This is a genomic window from Cereibacter changlensis JA139 (genome assembly GCF_003034985.1).
Classification (GTDB): domain Bacteria; phylum Pseudomonadota; class Alphaproteobacteria; order Rhodobacterales; family Rhodobacteraceae; genus Cereibacter; species Cereibacter changlensis.
The window spans coordinates 24,261-38,076 of record NZ_PZKG01000016.1; the positions used below are offsets into that span (position 1 = coordinate 24,261).

The 13,816-nt window shown below is 70.9% G+C and carries 16 protein-coding genes; 3 read left to right on the top strand and 13 right to left on the bottom strand.

The window, feature by feature from the left end; genetic code table 11:
• Nucleotides 1–2 precede the first annotated feature (2 nt).
• Nucleotides 3–818 (bottom strand): ABC transporter permease, encoded by an 816-nt coding sequence (locus C5F48_RS05655; protein ID WP_107662938.1) that lies wholly within the window; start codon nucleotides 816–818, stop codon nucleotides 3–5.
• Between the two features lie 11 nt (nucleotides 819–829).
• On the bottom strand, nucleotides 830–1,936 hold the full coding sequence (locus C5F48_RS05660) for an aryl-sulfate sulfotransferase (RefSeq protein ID WP_107662939.1): 1,107 nt from the start codon (nucleotides 1,934–1,936) through the stop codon (nucleotides 830–832).
• Between the two features lie 135 nt (nucleotides 1,937–2,071).
• Here C5F48_RS05660 and C5F48_RS05665 point away from each other — a divergent pair, with 135 nt between their 5' ends.
• Entirely contained in the window at nucleotides 2,072–3,085 is a 1,014-nt protein-coding gene (locus C5F48_RS05665; protein ID WP_107662940.1) for a substrate-binding domain-containing protein, read from the top strand.
• 60 nt (nucleotides 3,086–3,145) lie between these two features.
• Here C5F48_RS05665 and C5F48_RS05670 read toward each other — a convergent pair whose 3' ends face one another.
• The 6 genes from C5F48_RS05670 to C5F48_RS25655 are packed head-to-tail and all read right to left on the bottom strand — an operon-like array spanning nucleotide 3,146 to nucleotide 8,666.
• Nucleotides 3,146–4,807, bottom strand: coding sequence for an ABC transporter permease (locus tag C5F48_RS05670; RefSeq protein WP_146170559.1), 1,662 nt, complete (start codon nucleotides 4,805–4,807; stop codon nucleotides 3,146–3,148).
• 58 nt (nucleotides 4,808–4,865) lie between these two features.
• Complete coding sequence (locus tag C5F48_RS05675) at nucleotides 4,866–5,846, bottom strand: ABC transporter substrate-binding protein (protein WP_107662942.1); 981 nt, start codon at nucleotides 5,844–5,846, stop codon at nucleotides 4,866–4,868.
• A gap of 33 nt (nucleotides 5,847–5,879) precedes the next feature.
• On the bottom strand, nucleotides 5,880–6,479 hold the full coding sequence (locus tag C5F48_RS25070; RefSeq protein ID WP_170139671.1) for a histidine phosphatase family protein: 600 nt from the start codon (nucleotides 6,477–6,479) through the stop codon (nucleotides 5,880–5,882).
• On the bottom strand, nucleotides 6,476–7,558 hold the full coding sequence (locus C5F48_RS05685; RefSeq protein ID WP_107662943.1) for an MBL fold metallo-hydrolase: 1,083 nt from the start codon (nucleotides 7,556–7,558) through the stop codon (nucleotides 6,476–6,478). Before C5F48_RS05685 ends, C5F48_RS25070 begins: the two co-directional genes overlap by 4 nt.
• Nucleotides 7,558–8,388, bottom strand: coding sequence for an ABC transporter ATP-binding protein (locus C5F48_RS05690; RefSeq protein ID WP_211314638.1), 831 nt, complete (start codon nucleotides 8,386–8,388; stop codon nucleotides 7,558–7,560). Before C5F48_RS05690 ends, C5F48_RS05685 begins: the two co-directional genes overlap by 1 nt.
• Complete coding sequence (locus tag C5F48_RS25655; RefSeq protein ID WP_211314639.1) at nucleotides 8,385–8,666, bottom strand: ATP-binding cassette domain-containing protein; 282 nt, start codon at nucleotides 8,664–8,666, stop codon at nucleotides 8,385–8,387. Before C5F48_RS25655 ends, C5F48_RS05690 begins: the two co-directional genes overlap by 4 nt.
• A 248-nt stretch (nucleotides 8,667–8,914) precedes the next feature.
• On the opposite strand from C5F48_RS25655, the gene C5F48_RS05695 reads away from it, so the two are divergent.
• Nucleotides 8,915–10,255, top strand: a complete 1,341-nt coding sequence (locus C5F48_RS05695) for an ABC1 kinase family protein (protein WP_107662944.1) — start codon at nucleotides 8,915–8,917, stop codon at nucleotides 10,253–10,255.
• Nucleotides 10,252–10,863, top strand: coding sequence for a class I SAM-dependent methyltransferase (locus tag C5F48_RS05700; RefSeq protein WP_107662945.1), 612 nt, complete (start codon nucleotides 10,252–10,254; stop codon nucleotides 10,861–10,863). The genes C5F48_RS05695 and C5F48_RS05700 overlap by 4 nt, the downstream gene beginning before the upstream one ends.
• Here the strand turns inward: C5F48_RS05700 and C5F48_RS05705 are convergent.
• From C5F48_RS05705 to C5F48_RS25075, 5 genes are all read right to left on the bottom strand, one after another.
• A complete protein-coding gene (locus C5F48_RS05705) occupies nucleotides 10,860–11,318 on the bottom strand; it encodes a SpoIIAA family protein (RefSeq protein WP_107662946.1) in 459 nt (152 codons plus the stop codon). The genes C5F48_RS05700 and C5F48_RS05705 overlap by 4 nt on opposite strands.
• Nucleotides 11,311–11,616, bottom strand: a complete 306-nt coding sequence (locus C5F48_RS05710; RefSeq protein ID WP_107662947.1) for a hypothetical protein — start codon at nucleotides 11,614–11,616, stop codon at nucleotides 11,311–11,313. Before C5F48_RS05710 ends, C5F48_RS05705 begins: the two co-directional genes overlap by 8 nt.
• 88 nt (nucleotides 11,617–11,704) lie before the next feature.
• Entirely contained in the window at nucleotides 11,705–12,628 is a 924-nt protein-coding gene (locus tag C5F48_RS05715; protein WP_107662948.1) for a GGDEF domain-containing protein, read from the bottom strand.
• A gap of 59 nt (nucleotides 12,629–12,687) precedes the next feature.
• Nucleotides 12,688–13,446, bottom strand: coding sequence for an EAL domain-containing protein (locus tag C5F48_RS05720; RefSeq protein ID WP_107662949.1), 759 nt, complete (start codon nucleotides 13,444–13,446; stop codon nucleotides 12,688–12,690).
• Between the two features lie 212 nt (nucleotides 13,447–13,658).
• Nucleotides 13,659–13,802, bottom strand: a complete 144-nt coding sequence (locus C5F48_RS25075) for a hypothetical protein (RefSeq protein ID WP_169310903.1) — start codon at nucleotides 13,800–13,802, stop codon at nucleotides 13,659–13,661.
• Nucleotides 13,803–13,816: the final 14 nt, after the last annotated feature.

Sequence of the window (13,816 nt, forward strand, 5' to 3'; positions counted from 1 at the left end):
CGCTATCCTTGCTGCCAGTGGACGAGCTTCTTGCCGAGCCAGTGGACGACCAGATCGACCACGGCGCCGAGCGCGCCCAGGATGATGAGAAGGGTGAACATCCGGTCGGTGCGGATGTATTGCCGCGCCTCCTGCAGGCGGTAGCCGAGGCCGGAGGAGGCCCCCGACAGTTCCGCCGCGACGAGGCTCAGGAAGGCAAGGGCGACCCCGAGCCGGATGCCGGCAAAGATGTGCGGCGCCGCGGCGGGGATGACGACCTGCACGAACTCCCGCATCCGCGAGGCCCCGAGCGAGCGCGAGGCGCGCAGGTAGATGTCGGGGATGTATTCCATGCCGTGATGCGTGTTGAACCAGACCGTCAGGAACACGGTGTAGGAGATGACGAAATACTTCGATCCCTCGCCGATCCCGAACCAGACGATCGCCACCGGCACCAGCGCGATGGCCGGGATCGGCCGCAGCAGCGTCAGGAACGGGTTGAGCAGGGTGCGGACCAGCGCGACCCGTCCTGTCAGCAGCCCCAGCGCGATGCCAAGCGTGGTGCCTATGGCAAAGCCGGTGGCGGCGCGGCGCAGCGACACGGCGAGATCGGTGGCGAGCGTGCCGTTCGTCGCCATCTCCATCGTCGCCTGCCAGACCGAGAGCGGCGACGGGAAGATCTGATCGGGCACGAGGCCTGCCGCCGTCACCCCGACCCAGATCGCGAGGATGAAGCCGAAGGACAAGAGCGGCTTGGCCAGATGGGCGGCGCCGGTCAGGCCCGCGGCGAGGCCGGAGGCTCCCGTCGCGGCGCGGTCGGTCTCGCGGGCGTCCGACATTCTTTGCCTCCTCAGAGCCAGGGCAGGGCGGTCTTGGCGTAGCGATGCGCGCGGAAACAGCTGTTGTGCATGCCGGTGATGAAGCTGTTCAGCGGGGCGGGGTATTCGCCGAACTCCGGGATCACGAACTCCCAGACGACCTTGCCCTCGGGCGTCACCTCGAAGAGCCGGCCGAAGGCGCTCTCGCATATCAGGGTGTTGCCATTCCACAGCCGCTGGCAGCCGCCCATGTAGGGCGAGAAGAAGGCCATCGGCAGCGTGTCGGTGTAGGACCAGACCACCTTGCCGGACGGGTCGAACTCCAGCGCGCGCGAGAAGGGCGAAGTGGAGCCGGTGCGCAGGTTGCCATTGTCGAAGACGAGGATCGCGCCGCTCTCGGTCTCGACCGGGGTGTGCTGCTGCGCCACGACATCGGGGCCGACATGCCAGACCACCGCGCCGGTGTCGCGCTTGACGGCGATGACGCCGGAGGTGGTGCGCAGGCTCATCAGCACCAGCCCGTCGCGGGTGACCGAGAGGCCGTTGACCATCGGCCAGTGGCGGCGGTCAAAATTCGGGTGGATCGGGAAATCGGCGGGGTCGAGATGGTCCCAGATCCGCCATTCCCACACCGTCTCGCCGGCGCGGTTCACCTCGCGGATGATGTCGGACTGGATGATGCCGTCGGCGCCATCCTTGCGCGGATCGCCCCCCGTCACCCGTGCGGCCTTGTCGGCGGGCAAGGGCGCGGCGACGGTGTAGAGCAGGTTGCCGTTCTCCAGCCATTGCGCATCGTGGTGATGGAAGATGTCCTCGTGGCGCCAGACGATCTCCCCTTCCGGCGTCGCCTCGTAGAAATCGCCGCCATGCCAGAGATCCCAGGCGGGATAGAGCGCGGCCGAGGTGGCGTGGCTGCCGTTGTAGCCGAGATTGCCGTTGGCGAGGATGACCGCGTCGCGCCCGGGCCGCACCGGCATCTGCCAGGAATGCGCGCGTTCGCCCTCGATATCCACCAGCAGCACCTGGCCGTTGCCGGTCTGCGGAGCATAGAGCGTGTAGCCGCCCGCCGTCGCCGCGCGGTCGAGCGCGGTCAGTCCGGTCTGGCGGCGGCGGATCGTGGTCTGGTCAACGCTGGTCATCTTGAGCCTCAGTAAAACGATTTAATGTCTAATGCCCGCGAATCAGAGTTGAGTAAAACGATTTAATGAGCGAGATTTGTCCGCAGGTGTCCGGTGGGCGAAGTTTCGGCGGGGTGCTTGGCAAATGGGCAGGACATGAACGATTTCCGGACCCGCAGGGCGACGGTCAAGGACGTGGCGCGGCTGGCCGGGGTGTCGCCCGGCACGGTCTCCAACGCGCTGTCGGGCGCGCGGGCGGTGGATCGCGAGACAAGGCAGCGCGTCGAGGCGGCGGTTGCGGAACTGGGCTATGTGCCCAATCTCGCCGCCCGGCACTTCCGCACCGGGCTCTCGAACACGCTCGCGGTGATGACTTCCATGCCGCCCGCCGTCTCCGCGGGCTCTTCCAAGCTCGGCTTCCTGATGGAGGTCGCGGCTTCGGCGGCGATTTCGGCGCTGGAGCACAACGCGACCCTCGTTCTGGTGCCGCCGATCGCCGATCCCGAGACGGCGCTGCGCAATGTCGTGATGGACGGGGCGATCCTGATCGAGCCGGCGCAGTCCGACCCGTTCCTCGACCTCTTGACCCGGCGCGGGGTGCCGGTGGTGGTCATCGGCCAGCCGCCGCGCGACGACCTGCCCTGGATCGACATGCACTACCGCCAGACCGCCGACCTGCTGATCGGGCACCTCTTGCAACAGCCGACGCGCTGCATGCCGCTGCTGATCGGCGCCTCGGCCCGCGCCTCCCATGCCGAGGCCGAGGCGGTCTATCTGGAGCGGATGGCGGCGACCGGACTGCCGTGCCACGTCATCCGGATCCCCGAGGCGGCGGGCGAGGAGGGCGCCCGGCAGGCGATGCACGCATTGATCCGCGAGTTGCCCGATCTGGATGCGGTCTTCGCCTCGGTCGATGCCTTCGCGACCGGCGTCATGTGCGCCCTGCGCGAGGCGGGGCGGGCCGTTCCGCAGCAGGTGCGGGTGGCCACGCGCTATGACGGCTTGCGGGCGCGCGAGGAGCGTCCCGCCCTCACTGCGACCAACCTGCATCTCGACGCCGTGGCCGGGCTCGCCATCGACCGGCTGATGGATCTCTTGGCGGGCCGGCCGGCCCCGCTGCGGGTGGAGGGGCCGCTGCCGGTTCTGGTGCCGCGCGGCTCGAGCGCCTGACGGCGGCGATTGGTGACGTGGAATGCCTGGCGGATCAGTGAGCGCCGGCGCGGCCTTCGTTCATCCCCGCCAAGGCAGCGTCTCCGGCGCGCGGTGACGGGCGGCGCGGTCGACGAGGGCGGCCAGCGTCAGGATGACGAGCAGCGACAGGGTGGAGACCGCGGCGGCGGCGGTGGAATTGCCCTGTTGCTGCAGCGCGAAGATCATCACGCCGACCGTCTCGGTTCCCGCGGACCAGAGCAGGGAGGAGAGCGTCAGCTCGTTGAAGGCGGTCATCACGATCAGCACGGCGCCTGCCATGATCGCCGGGGCCGCGAGCGGGGCGAAGAGGCGCAGCACGCGCCGGGGGCTGCCCGCGCCCGCGATCCGCCCGGCCTCGTCCAGCGCGGGCTCGAGGCTTTGGGCCAGGGCCTCGACCGGGCGCAGCACCAGCGGCAGGAAGCGGGCGAGATAGGCCACCAAGAGGATCGCCGCCGTACCATAGAGCGAGACGCCGATGAGCGGCAGCGGCGGCAGGAAAACCAGGATCACCGCCAGCGCCAGCACCGTGCCCGGCACGACGAAGGGAGCATCGGAAAGGGCGTTCAGCCGCCGCAGCACCGGGTTGCGCCGCACCGCCACCAGCCAGGCGAAGGGCACGGCGACAAGCGCCGAGATCAGCGCCGTGGCCAGCGACAGCAACAGCGAATTGACGAAGGCGCGGCGGATCACCGGGTCGGCGGCGACCTCGGCGAAGTTGCCGAGGGTGAGGGTGGAGAGCGTCAGCCGCATGCCGAGGGCGGGGACGAGGGCGGTCGCCAGAAGGGCGGCGATCGGCAGGATCATCAGCACGCCGAGCAGCAACCAGAGCCCCAGCGCCAGCGCAGGCTCCGCCCGTCCGGCGGAAAAGGCGGTGAAGCGGCGGCCTCGCGCCACGGGAAAGCCGAGCCGCGCGATGACCGTGGCGCGCAGCAAAAGCGCGGCCCCCGCGAGCAGGATCAGCGCCAGCGCCAGCACTGCGACCTGCCCCAGCACGGTGGGGCCGAAACCGTTCAGCCGCTGGTAGATCAGCGTGGTGAGCATCGGGAAGCGACCGGGGATGCCCAGAAGCGCCGGGATGCCGAAATTGCCCACCGCCGCCGAGAAGGCGAGCATCGCCCCGGCCAGCATCTGCGGCAGGCAGAGCGGCAGGATGATCCAGGTCGTGATCCGCAGCGTCCCGGCGCCGCCGACCCGCGCCGCCTCGACCAGATCGGCGGGGATGCCGGCGAGCCCGGCGCGCACGGCGAGGAAGACCAGCGGCATGTGCTCGATCCCCATCAGCCAGACGATGCCGCCGCCGGAATAGAGCGGGTTGGTGCTGCCCGGCGCCGGGGCGAGCCCGAGCGGCGCGAGGATCGGCGAGGAGGCGCCCGTCAGCTCGATCCAGGCCAGCGCCATGATCTGCGACGGGATCAGCAGCGGCGAGATCGCGAGGAAGGTCATCGCCACCCGTCCGGGCAGGCGCAAAAGCCCCAGCGCCAGCGCGAGGAAGGTGCCCAGCACCAGCGACACGAGGACCGAGCCGCCCGAGGCGAGCAGCGTGTTCCCCAGCGCCCGCCGCGCCGCGCGGCTTTCCAGCCCGTCGCGGATCAGGCCCATGACGCGCCCGCTGTCATCCGGGCCGAAGGCCTCGGCCAGAAGCCGGGCCAGCGGCCAGAGCCCGGTGACGAGCACATAGAGGAGGATGAGGGCGACGAGCATCGGCTCGCCGCCCTTCAGCCGGATGCTTCGGCCTGCCGCGAGGGTCAGGGGCCCTCTGTCAGCCACCGAAGAGATCGGCGAAGGCTTCCTTGGTGGCCTGATCCTCGGCCAGCATCTTCGCCGGATCGGCGCCGAGGATGGTCAGCGAGGCGGGTTCGGGATAGCCCGCGGGCGGGGCCACGCCCTCGATGACCGGGAAATAACCCTGCGTCACCGACTGCTCCTGCGCCGCGCGGCTCAGCTGCCAGTCGACGAAGACCTTGGCGGCCTCGACCGCATCGCTGTCCTTCAGGATGGCGACGGGCTGGGTGATCGACGAGACGCCCTCGGTGGGGAAGACGAAATCGACCGGCGAGCCTTCGGCCTTGGCGTTCAGCGCCATGTATTCGATGATCATGCCATAGGCCTTCTCGCCGCGCGCCACGGCCTCGATCACCGTGCCGTTGCCTTGCCCGGCGACGGCGCCGTTCTCGGCCAGCGTCTCGTAATAGTCCCAGCCGAAGCCGGGCTGCTGCACCATCGTGCCGACATGGATCACCGCGGCGCCGGAGTAGAGCGGGCTTGGCATGATGGTCGAGGCGGCGATCTCGGGCTTGGCGAGATCGGTCCAGGAGGTGGGCGCCTCGGTCACGAGGTTGGTGTTGTAGACGATGCCGGTGGTGATCAGCTTGGTGCCGAAGAACATCCGGTCAGGGTCGATCAGAGCCTCGGGGATACCCTCGACCGGGGCGTCGGCATAGGCCAGCAGCCGGTCGTCGTTCTTCAGCTGGGTCATGGCCACAGCGTCGGCGATCAGCATGACATCGGCGGGCGTGCCGCCGGCGGCAAATTCGGCCTGCAGCTTCGACATCAGCTCGGTCGTGCCGGTGCGGAACACCTCGACGGTGATCTCGGGATGATCGGCGTTGAACGCCTCGACCACGGCGGCCATCTGGTCGTTCGGCTGCGAGGTGTAGACGGTGATCGACTGGGCCAGCGCGCCGCCCGCGAGGGCCGTGCCGCCAAGAAGGCCGAGGGTGAGGCTGCGAAGCAGGGTCATGGGAAGTCCTTTGGCTAGGGTGTCGCCCGGGGCCTACCGGGGCGGTGCAACAGGTCGGTGACGGGAGGATGACGGTTCCGTGTGGCTCAGCGCCTCGGCCTGCCAGCGCCCCGTGCCGTCGGGCGACCAGAGGAAGAGCTGCGCGTTCTCCGGCCGCTGGAAGGCGCCGGCGCCGATCAGGGCATGGAGTTCACGGGCGATGCCGGAATGGGCGACAACAAGGATCGGGGTCGGGCCCTCGATGGCCGGCAGCGCAGCCTCGACCCGGGCGCGGAAGGCGGCGGGGCCTTCGCCCTGCGGCGGGGTCTCGGCGCGTTGCAGCCGGTGGCGCGGCAGGCCTTCCCATGCGCCCCAGTTGCGTTCCGCCAGCCCGGCGACCGTTTGGATCGGCAAGCCGAGCGCCTCGGCCAAGGGTTTGGCGGTGCTGAGGGCGCGGGCGAGGGGCGAGCACCAGAGGCTTGCCGGACGCAGGGCAGGCGGCAGCGAGAGGAGGCGCAGCGCCGCTTCCTGCGCCTGCCGATGCCCCAGCGCGGTCAGCGGCAGGTCGGTGGCGCCGCAGATCGTCTCTGCCGCGTTGCTGGCCGTCTGGCCGTGCCGCAGGAAGAGGAAGGGGGCGCGCAGCAGCGGGATCACCAGACCAGCTCCGCCCTGTCGCTGAAGCGGATCCCGGGCAGGGCGGCGGCAAGCGCCTGACGGCCCTCGGCGCCGACGAAGGCGGGCAGGACGACCGCAGGCCGGATCGCGGCGAGCAGCGCCCGGCTGCCCGAAAGCCGGGGATGGACGTTCCAGCGCCGGAACAGCGCCCGGTCCTCCCGCACCAATGTCTCGGAGGGCGCGCCAAGCGCGAGATGGCCGGTGAAGATCACCCGCGCCGCCCCGGTCTCGACAAAGCGCGGCGCCAGATCCTGCGCCAGCCCCGCATCGGCATTGGCGCCCGCCGCGATCATCACCCCCCGCGCCGGGCTGTCCGCCGAGAGCTCCCGCGCTTCGGCCAGCAGCCGCTCCAGCGCGGCAAGCCCGCCCGGCGCCAGCCAGTCCGGGAAGCCGCGCATCTGCCGGGCGACGCGCAGATGCGCGGGGCAGAGCGAGACCTCGTGCCCCGCCTCGAGGAAGGCCGCGGCCATCTCCAGCCCGCGCCCGCCCGCCGGGGCGGGGAGCAGAAGCGGCCCCGCCTCGGCCAGCAGCGCGGCGCTCTGCTGCGCCAGCGCTTCGTCCTCGGCGCCATAGCTCGCGTCGATCAGCGCCGCCTGCGCCGGGAGCGGCGGCTCGCAGGGCCAGAGGCGGCTCTCGTCGGAATAGTCGCCGGTATAGACCAGCCCGCCCGCGCCGCCGATCCGCATCCAGACTGCGCCGGGCGCATGGCCCGCCGCCCCGGTCTCGACCGTGATCCCGGCGATGCGGGTGCTCCCGCTGCGGGGAAGGGGCGTCGCGGCCAGCCCCGGCAGCGGCTCGCCCGCCAGCGCGCTCACCGGGGCCGTGGCGTGGACGTCGGGGAGCCCCAGCCGATCGCGCAGCGGCAGCCCGCCGGTGTGGTCGGCATGGCCATGCGACAGGATCAGCGCGTCGATCCGCCCCGCGCCGGAGAGATCGGGCAGCCGCCCGGCATCGGGCCCCTTGCCCAGATCGAGCATCAGCCGACGGCCCTCGATCTCCAGCACGAAACAGGCCGGGCCCTTGCCGTCGAAGCCGGAGAGGGCGAGGAGGCGCGGCATCAGCCCTGCGTCCGTTCGAGCGGGCGGGCAGGCTCGCAGTCCGGCGCCGCTTCGGCTGCCCCACCCGCGCGCGGCATCACCCAGCCGCTGCGCAGGGTCAGACGCACCCGCGCGCCGGGTGCTGCGGGCGTGGGGCTGCGCACCTCCAGCGGCTCGGTCAGATCCGGCGCGTCGGGCAGCACCGAAAGGATGTAATCGCCGCGCTCGAAGCGAAGGTCGATCACCTGCGCCCCCAGCCCGGCCGAGGTGGTGGAAAGCGCCAGATCGCGCTGGCGCAGGCAGAGCCACGCGGGGCCGGGCGGCGCACTGCCGGGCAGCGTCACCAGGTGATCGCCGAGGCGCAGCGTCGCCCGGCCGTGCGTCAGCGCCGTCACCGTGACCGGCAGCGTCCGCCCCTCGCCGACGAAGCGGGCCACCATCGGCGTGGCGGGGCGGTCGAACAGCTCCTGCGGCGGAGCGACCTGCGCCATCCGGCCCCGGTCCATCACCCCGACCAGCCCGGCGATGGCCATGGCCTCGTTCTGGTCATGGGTGACGAAGACGAAGGTCGTGCCGAGCGACTGGTGGATGCGGCGGAACTCGGCCAGCATCGACTGGCGCAGATGCGCGTCGAGATTGGCCAGGGGCTCGTCGAGCAGGATGAGCGAGGGGCGGCTGGCAAGGCTGCGGGCCAGAGCGACCCGTTGCCGCTGCCCGCCCGACAGCTCATGCGGCTGCCGCGCCGCCGCGCCGTCCAGCCCCACGGTCTGCAGCGCCTCGGTGATGCGGGCGGCGCGGTCTGCGGGAGACAGCCGGTTCAGCCCGAAGGCCACGTTCTGCGCCACCGTCATGTGCGGCCAGAGCGCGTAGGACTGAACACCATGCCGAGCCCACGCGCGCCCGGCTCGACGAAGCGCCCCGGCCCGGCCACCTCGCGCGCGCCGATGCTTATGCTGCCGCTGTCGGGCCGCTCCAGCCCGGCGATCAGACGCAGCAGGCTGGTCTTGCCGCAGCCCGAAGGCCCGAGCAGCGCGAAGAAGGCGCCCGGAGGCACCTGCAGGTCGACGCCATCGACGGCGCGGGTCTGCCCGAAGCTCAGGCGGAGGGAGTGGAGGGTGATGCCGGCCAAATCTTCTCTCGCTTTGCCGCGTGACTAGGACCGGGACGTAACGCGGGCGTGACGGTGTTCAATGTTTCCTCTCGTGCGGCGGCCCGAGAGTGCGGGTCGGGCCTTCGCCCCTGCGCTGTTTTCCCGCACCGGTCGGCCCGTCGCGGGCCTTGCCGCAGGGCGGTGCGTGGCTAGCTTCAGGGGATCGGGTCGCAGGCCAAGGATCGTCCGGCCTTCTATCCCGTCCCTCAGCCTCGCAAGGAGCCTCCGTGCCGCATCGCAAGTCCGACTCGAAGCCGCTGGCGGTTCCCAGTTCGCGGCTGTCCCGTATCGCGCGGCTCGGCGGTCTCGCCTCGGGCATCGCCGGCAGCATGGCGGCAGAGGGCGCGCGGCAACTTGCGCAGGGCAGGCGGCCCAGCATGGGCGAGCTGCTGCTGACGCCCGGCAACGCGATGAAGGTCGCCGAGCAGCTGGCGCAGATGCGCGGGGCGGCGATGAAGGTCGGCCAGCTCCTGTCGATGGACGCCGGTGACCTGCTGCCGCCCGAGCTGGCGCAGATCCTCGCGCGGCTGCGGGCCGAGGCGCATCACATGCCCGGGGCGCAGCTGAAGAAGGTGCTCGCCGACAGCTGGGGCCCGGACTGGCTGCGGCGGTTCGCCAAGTTCGACGTGCGCCCCATCGCCGCCGCCTCGATTGGCCAGGTGCACCGGGCGCTGACGCGGGACGGGCGCGATCTGGCGATCAAGGTGCAATATCCCGGGGTCCGCCGCAGCATCGACTCCGACGTGAACAATGTCGCGGCGCTGATGCGGCTCTCGGGTCTCGTGCCGAAGGGGCTCGACCTCGCGCCGATGCTGGCCGAGGCGAAGCGGCAGCTGCACGAGGAGGCCGATTATCAGCGCGAGGGCCGCTGCCTCGCCCGGTTCGGCGCGTTGCTGGCGGAGGAGCCGGGCTTCGCCGTGCCGGCGCTGCATGCCGACCTGACGACGCGGGATGTGCTGGCCATGTCCTATCTGGAGGGGGTGCCGGTGGATGGGCTGACGAAGGCGCCGCAGGCCGAGCGCGACCGGGTGATGACGCTGCTGATCGACCTGATGTTCCGCGAGCTCTTCGCCTTCCGGCTGATGCAGACCGACCCGAATTTCGCAAATTACCGCTATCAACCCGAAACCGGCCGGCTGATCCTGCTGGATTTCGGCGCAACGCGGGAGTTTCCGGCGACGCTGGCGCAGGGCTACCGGCGGCTGCTGCGCGCCGGGCTCGCCGGCGACCGGGAGGGGGTGCGGGGTGCCGCGGCAGAGATCGGCTTCATCGGCGAGGCGCTGCCGGAGCGGGTGGAGCAGGCCATGCTGGAGATGTTCGAGCTGTCGCTGGAGCCCTTGCGCAGCCCGGGGCTATTCGACTTCGGCAATTCCGACCTCGCGCTGCGGATCCGCGACGGCAGTCTGGCGATGGCGGCGGACCGCGACCATGTCCGCATGCCGCCGATGGATGCGCTGTTCCTGCAGCGCAAGTTCGCCGGGATCTACCTCTTGGCCAGCCGGCTCGGGGCGCGGGTCGATCTGCGCGCGCTGCTCGAGCCGCATCTCGAGGACGGGGGGCAGGCATGACAGTCAGCGCGGGTTTCTGGGACCGGGTGGCGGAGCGCTATGCCGCGCGGCCGATCCGGGATGTGGCCGCCTATGAGGAGATGCTGGCCGATGTCGCCTCGCGGCTTGCGGCGACCGACCGGGTGCTGGAGCTCGGCTGCGGCACCGGCGGGGCGGCGGTCCGGCTGGGGGGCGGCGTGGCGCTGTGGCGCGCCACCGACTTCTCGGCCGAGATGCTGCGCATCGCCCGCGGCCGGCAGGCGCCGCCGACGGTGGAGTTCCGGCTGGCCGAGGCCGACAGCGCCTTCGACGGCGGGCCTTGGGACGCGGTCTGCGCCTTCCACGTCCTGCATCTGGTGGAGGACACCGAGGCCACGCTCCGCCGGATCCACGCGCATCTGAAGCCGGGCGGGCTGCTGATCAGCAAGACCTATTGCTTCGGCGACATGGGGCTTGGGCTGCGGCTGATGTTTCCGCTGCTTCGCTCCTTCGGGATGTTCCCGCCGGCGGCGTCGCTGACGCTGGAGCGGCTGAGGCGGGCCATCCTCGACGCGGGCTTCGGGATCGAGCATCAGCGCAGCTTCGGGCGCAACCTGCACAGCCGCTACATCGTCGCCCGCAGGCTCTAGCCTCCGGCGCTCACCCAGCGATGGGCCTGCGGCAGCTGGCGCAGCCGGAAGGTCCGCGCCTCTACCGGGATCAGCCAGTCGCCGAGGGTGATCATCGCCCCGGCCCAGGCCGGCGGCTGGATCACCGCGTAGCGCCGCACCTTGCCGAGCGACAGGAGCGAGGCCTGCAGCCCCCGCATGTCGAGGGCGGCGGCGGGGGTGAGGCCGGTGAAGCGGGGCAGCAGAATCAGCATGTCGATGCTGTCGTGGCGGCGGAAGGCCTGCAGCACCGTCTCGGCCATCGCGCGGATCTCGCGCTGGCCGACATGGCCGCCCAGCTCGAAGGCCAGCACCGAACTGTCGCCGGTGTCCAGCCGGTCGAGCCAGCCGTCGGGGTGGCGGCTGCGCGCCAGCCAGAGCAGGAAGCCCGCCCCCGCCGCCGCGCCGGCCAGCTTCAACAGGGCGCCGTCACGCATCGGGCATGCGCTCGCCGGAGCGGCCGAGCTCGGCGGCGAAGCTCTTCAGCGCGGGGCTGGCGTCTTGGTCGCCGGTGATGGCGTCGCGCAGCCGCAGCACGGCGTCGGCATCATGGCCGTCGGCCAGCACGATGCCAGCGGATGTCGCGTCGCCGTCGAGCCGCTGGTGCAGCGTGGCGAGCAGCTTGCGTGTTCCTTGGGTGTCGGTGTCGAAACGCTCCAGCAGTTGCGACCCCGCGCCGCTCACCTGGTGCAGCACGTAGCCGGTCGGCGTCGCGTCGAGTTCGAGATGCGCCATGCGATCCTCCCTTGGCAGGCGGCCGGGCGGCCGCTCCGGTTCAAGCGCCGCGCCGGGCATTGGTTCCGCCGGGCGGCGGCGCCGGCGGTCAGCCGCGCACCCGGGCCCGGCCCTCGGTCTTGGCCCGGTAGAGCAGCCGATCGGCGCGGCGGATGGTCTCGTGCAGGTCCTCACCCGGGGCAAAACCGGCGACCCCGGCGGAGAAGGTGTAGGTGATGCCGGTCTGCAGCGCGTGGGTCGGCCCTTCGGCGATCACCGCCTGCAAGGCCTCCAGCCGGGTGAGCGCGGCATCGACGGGGCAGTTCGGTAGGAACAGCAGGAATTCCTCGCCGCCGATCCGGCCGAACAGGTCGATGGTGCGGATATGCTCGACCACGCGGTGACAGAAGGAGACCAGCACCGCGTCGCCGATGGCATGGCCGTAGAAGTCATTCAGCTGCTTGAAATGGTCGAGGTCGAGCACCGCGATGCTGTGCGCGCCGAAGTCGGGCAGGGCGCGCTGGGCCTGCAGCCAGCCCTCCAGCCGCTCCATCAGGTAGCGCCGGTTCGGCATGCCGGTCAGCGGGTCGGTCCAGGAGGCCCGCCGCGCCGCGTCGCGCTCGTCGCGCAGGGTCCGGCTCTCGGACCGCAGCGAGGTGACATCGGAGGCATGGAACAGCATGCGCCCGTCGGGGCAGACGGTCTCGGTGATCCAGATCCAGCGGCCGTCGTGCAATTCGGCCTCGAAACCGCGATGGGGAACGGTGCCGCGGCGGGCGAGGGCGGTCATCAGCCAGGCCTCGATCTTCTCGGTCTGGATGACCGGGCCGCGCCGCGCCTCGTGGTTCGCACGCATGATGTCGCGCCAGCTGCGGCGCTCTGCCGGGTCGCAGTGATAGGCCGCCCGGTAGGCCGGGTTGGCGAAGCACAGCCGGTCGTCGCTGTCGTAGACGGCGAAGAGGTCGGCAGAGAGATCGATCAGATCCCGTGGCAGCCCGGTCGTCGCCCAGATATCGCTGCCGCTGTCGGCCATGTCGTTTCCGCCTGTCCAACTTTCCGTCAAGGGTGAGCTTCGTCCCGCGTTCCCCGCGCTCAGGTCACCGCGAATTCCGCCAAGTCAGGGCAGGCCAGCGCCTCGAAACGGGGGCGCGCGAGGAGATAGCCCTGCACGAGGTCGATGCCGACGCTGCGGACCACCTCCAGCTCGGCCAGGGTCTCGACCCCCTCGGCGATGATCGTCACCCCCAGATCTCCCAGCAACGCCGCCACATGTCGCAGCGTGGTCTGCTTCACCGGATCGGCGTCGATGCCGCGGATCAGCCCCATATCGATCTTGACGATGTCAGGCTGCATCTGGGTCAGCAACAGCAACCCGGAATAGCCCGAGCCGAAATCATCCATCGCCATCCGGAAGCCATCGGCGCGGTAGACCCGCAAGATATTTCGAACATGGGTGATGTCTAGCTTTTCGGTCTCGGTGAACTCGAGGATGATGCGGCGCGGCGGGATGCCGGCCTTCTCGGCCGCGACCAGGATGTGCCGGATGCAGCGCTCCGGCTCGCAGATCGCGTTGGGCATGAAGTTGATCGACAGCATCACCTCGCCGTCAAGCAGGTTCAGCCGGTCGGCATGCTCGATGGCGCAGCGGCAGGCCGCCCGATCGAAGGCGTGGCGGTTCGCCTCGGTCACCAGCGACAGCACGCTGTCGGCGCCCTCGCCGCCGACGCCGCGCACCAGCGCCTCCTGGGCGAAGAGCCGGCCGCTGCGCAGGTCGACAATCGGCTGGAAGGCCATGGAAAAGGGCCAGGTGAAGCCGCTGCTGGTGGGAGGGCTCGCAGATCCGATGGTCATTGCATGCTCTCCGGCGCCCCGGGGACCCGGCGCCACCCGATCCGGTGACGCGAGGGCGCGCCGGACATCCGGCGCACCCGGACGCAGGGCTCAACCCCCCAGCACAACCCTGGGTTCCCTGCGACGGCGCAGGAAGTTCAGCCAGCGCTCCGGCGGAGGGCGGGAAAAGCGGGTTCCGCCCCGGCGATCAGGCCGCCGGGGCGCGGGGCCGGTCAGGGCGTCTTCACCTGCCGGGCCGGGTTCGTGTCGTCATAGGCGTCGGGGCTGTGCGGCGAGCCCTCGTGTTCGGCCTGGTCGTTCTTGCGCTCGGGTTCCTCCGAGCGCTTTTCCTTGGCCGGCTTCGGGGTGTTGGGCATGGTCTGTCCTTTCG

What these genes read in the sequence shown, in the direction of transcription:
- C5F48_RS05655 (WP_107662938.1), bottom strand. Translation starts at nt 818, where the DNA reads ATGTCGGACGCCCGCGAGACCGACCGCGCCGCGACGGGAGCCTCCGGC.
- C5F48_RS05660 (WP_107662939.1), bottom strand. Translation starts at nt 1,936, where the DNA reads ATGACCAGCGTTGACCAGACCACGATCCGCCGCCGCCAGACCGGACTG.
- C5F48_RS05665 (WP_107662940.1), top strand. Translation starts at nt 2,072, where the DNA reads ATGAACGATTTCCGGACCCGCAGGGCGACGGTCAAGGACGTGGCGCGG.
- C5F48_RS05670 (WP_146170559.1), bottom strand. Translation starts at nt 4,807, where the DNA reads ATGCTCGTCGCCCTCATCCTCCTCTATGTGCTCGTCACCGGGCTCTGG.
- C5F48_RS05675 (WP_107662942.1), bottom strand. Translation starts at nt 5,846, where the DNA reads ATGACCCTGCTTCGCAGCCTCACCCTCGGCCTTCTTGGCGGCACGGCC.
- C5F48_RS05685 (WP_107662943.1), bottom strand. Translation starts at nt 7,558, where the DNA reads ATGCCGCGCCTCCTCGCCCTCTCCGGCTTCGACGGCAAGGGCCCGGCC.
- C5F48_RS05690 (WP_211314638.1), bottom strand. Translation starts at nt 8,388, where the DNA reads ATGACGGTGGCGCAGAACGTGGCCTTCGGGCTGAACCGGCTGTCTCCC.
- C5F48_RS05700 (WP_107662945.1), top strand. Translation starts at nt 10,252, where the DNA reads ATGACAGTCAGCGCGGGTTTCTGGGACCGGGTGGCGGAGCGCTATGCC.
- C5F48_RS05705 (WP_107662946.1), bottom strand. Translation starts at nt 11,318, where the DNA reads ATGCGTGACGGCGCCCTGTTGAAGCTGGCCGGCGCGGCGGCGGGGGCG.
- C5F48_RS05710 (WP_107662947.1), bottom strand. Translation starts at nt 11,616, where the DNA reads ATGGCGCATCTCGAACTCGACGCGACGCCGACCGGCTACGTGCTGCAC.
- C5F48_RS05715 (WP_107662948.1), bottom strand. Translation starts at nt 12,628, where the DNA reads ATGGCCGACAGCGGCAGCGATATCTGGGCGACGACCGGGCTGCCACGG.
- C5F48_RS05720 (WP_107662949.1), bottom strand. Translation starts at nt 13,446, where the DNA reads ATGACCATCGGATCTGCGAGCCCTCCCACCAGCAGCGGCTTCACCTGG.
- C5F48_RS25075 (WP_169310903.1), bottom strand. Translation starts at nt 13,802, where the DNA reads ATGCCCAACACCCCGAAGCCGGCCAAGGAAAAGCGCTCGGAGGAACCC.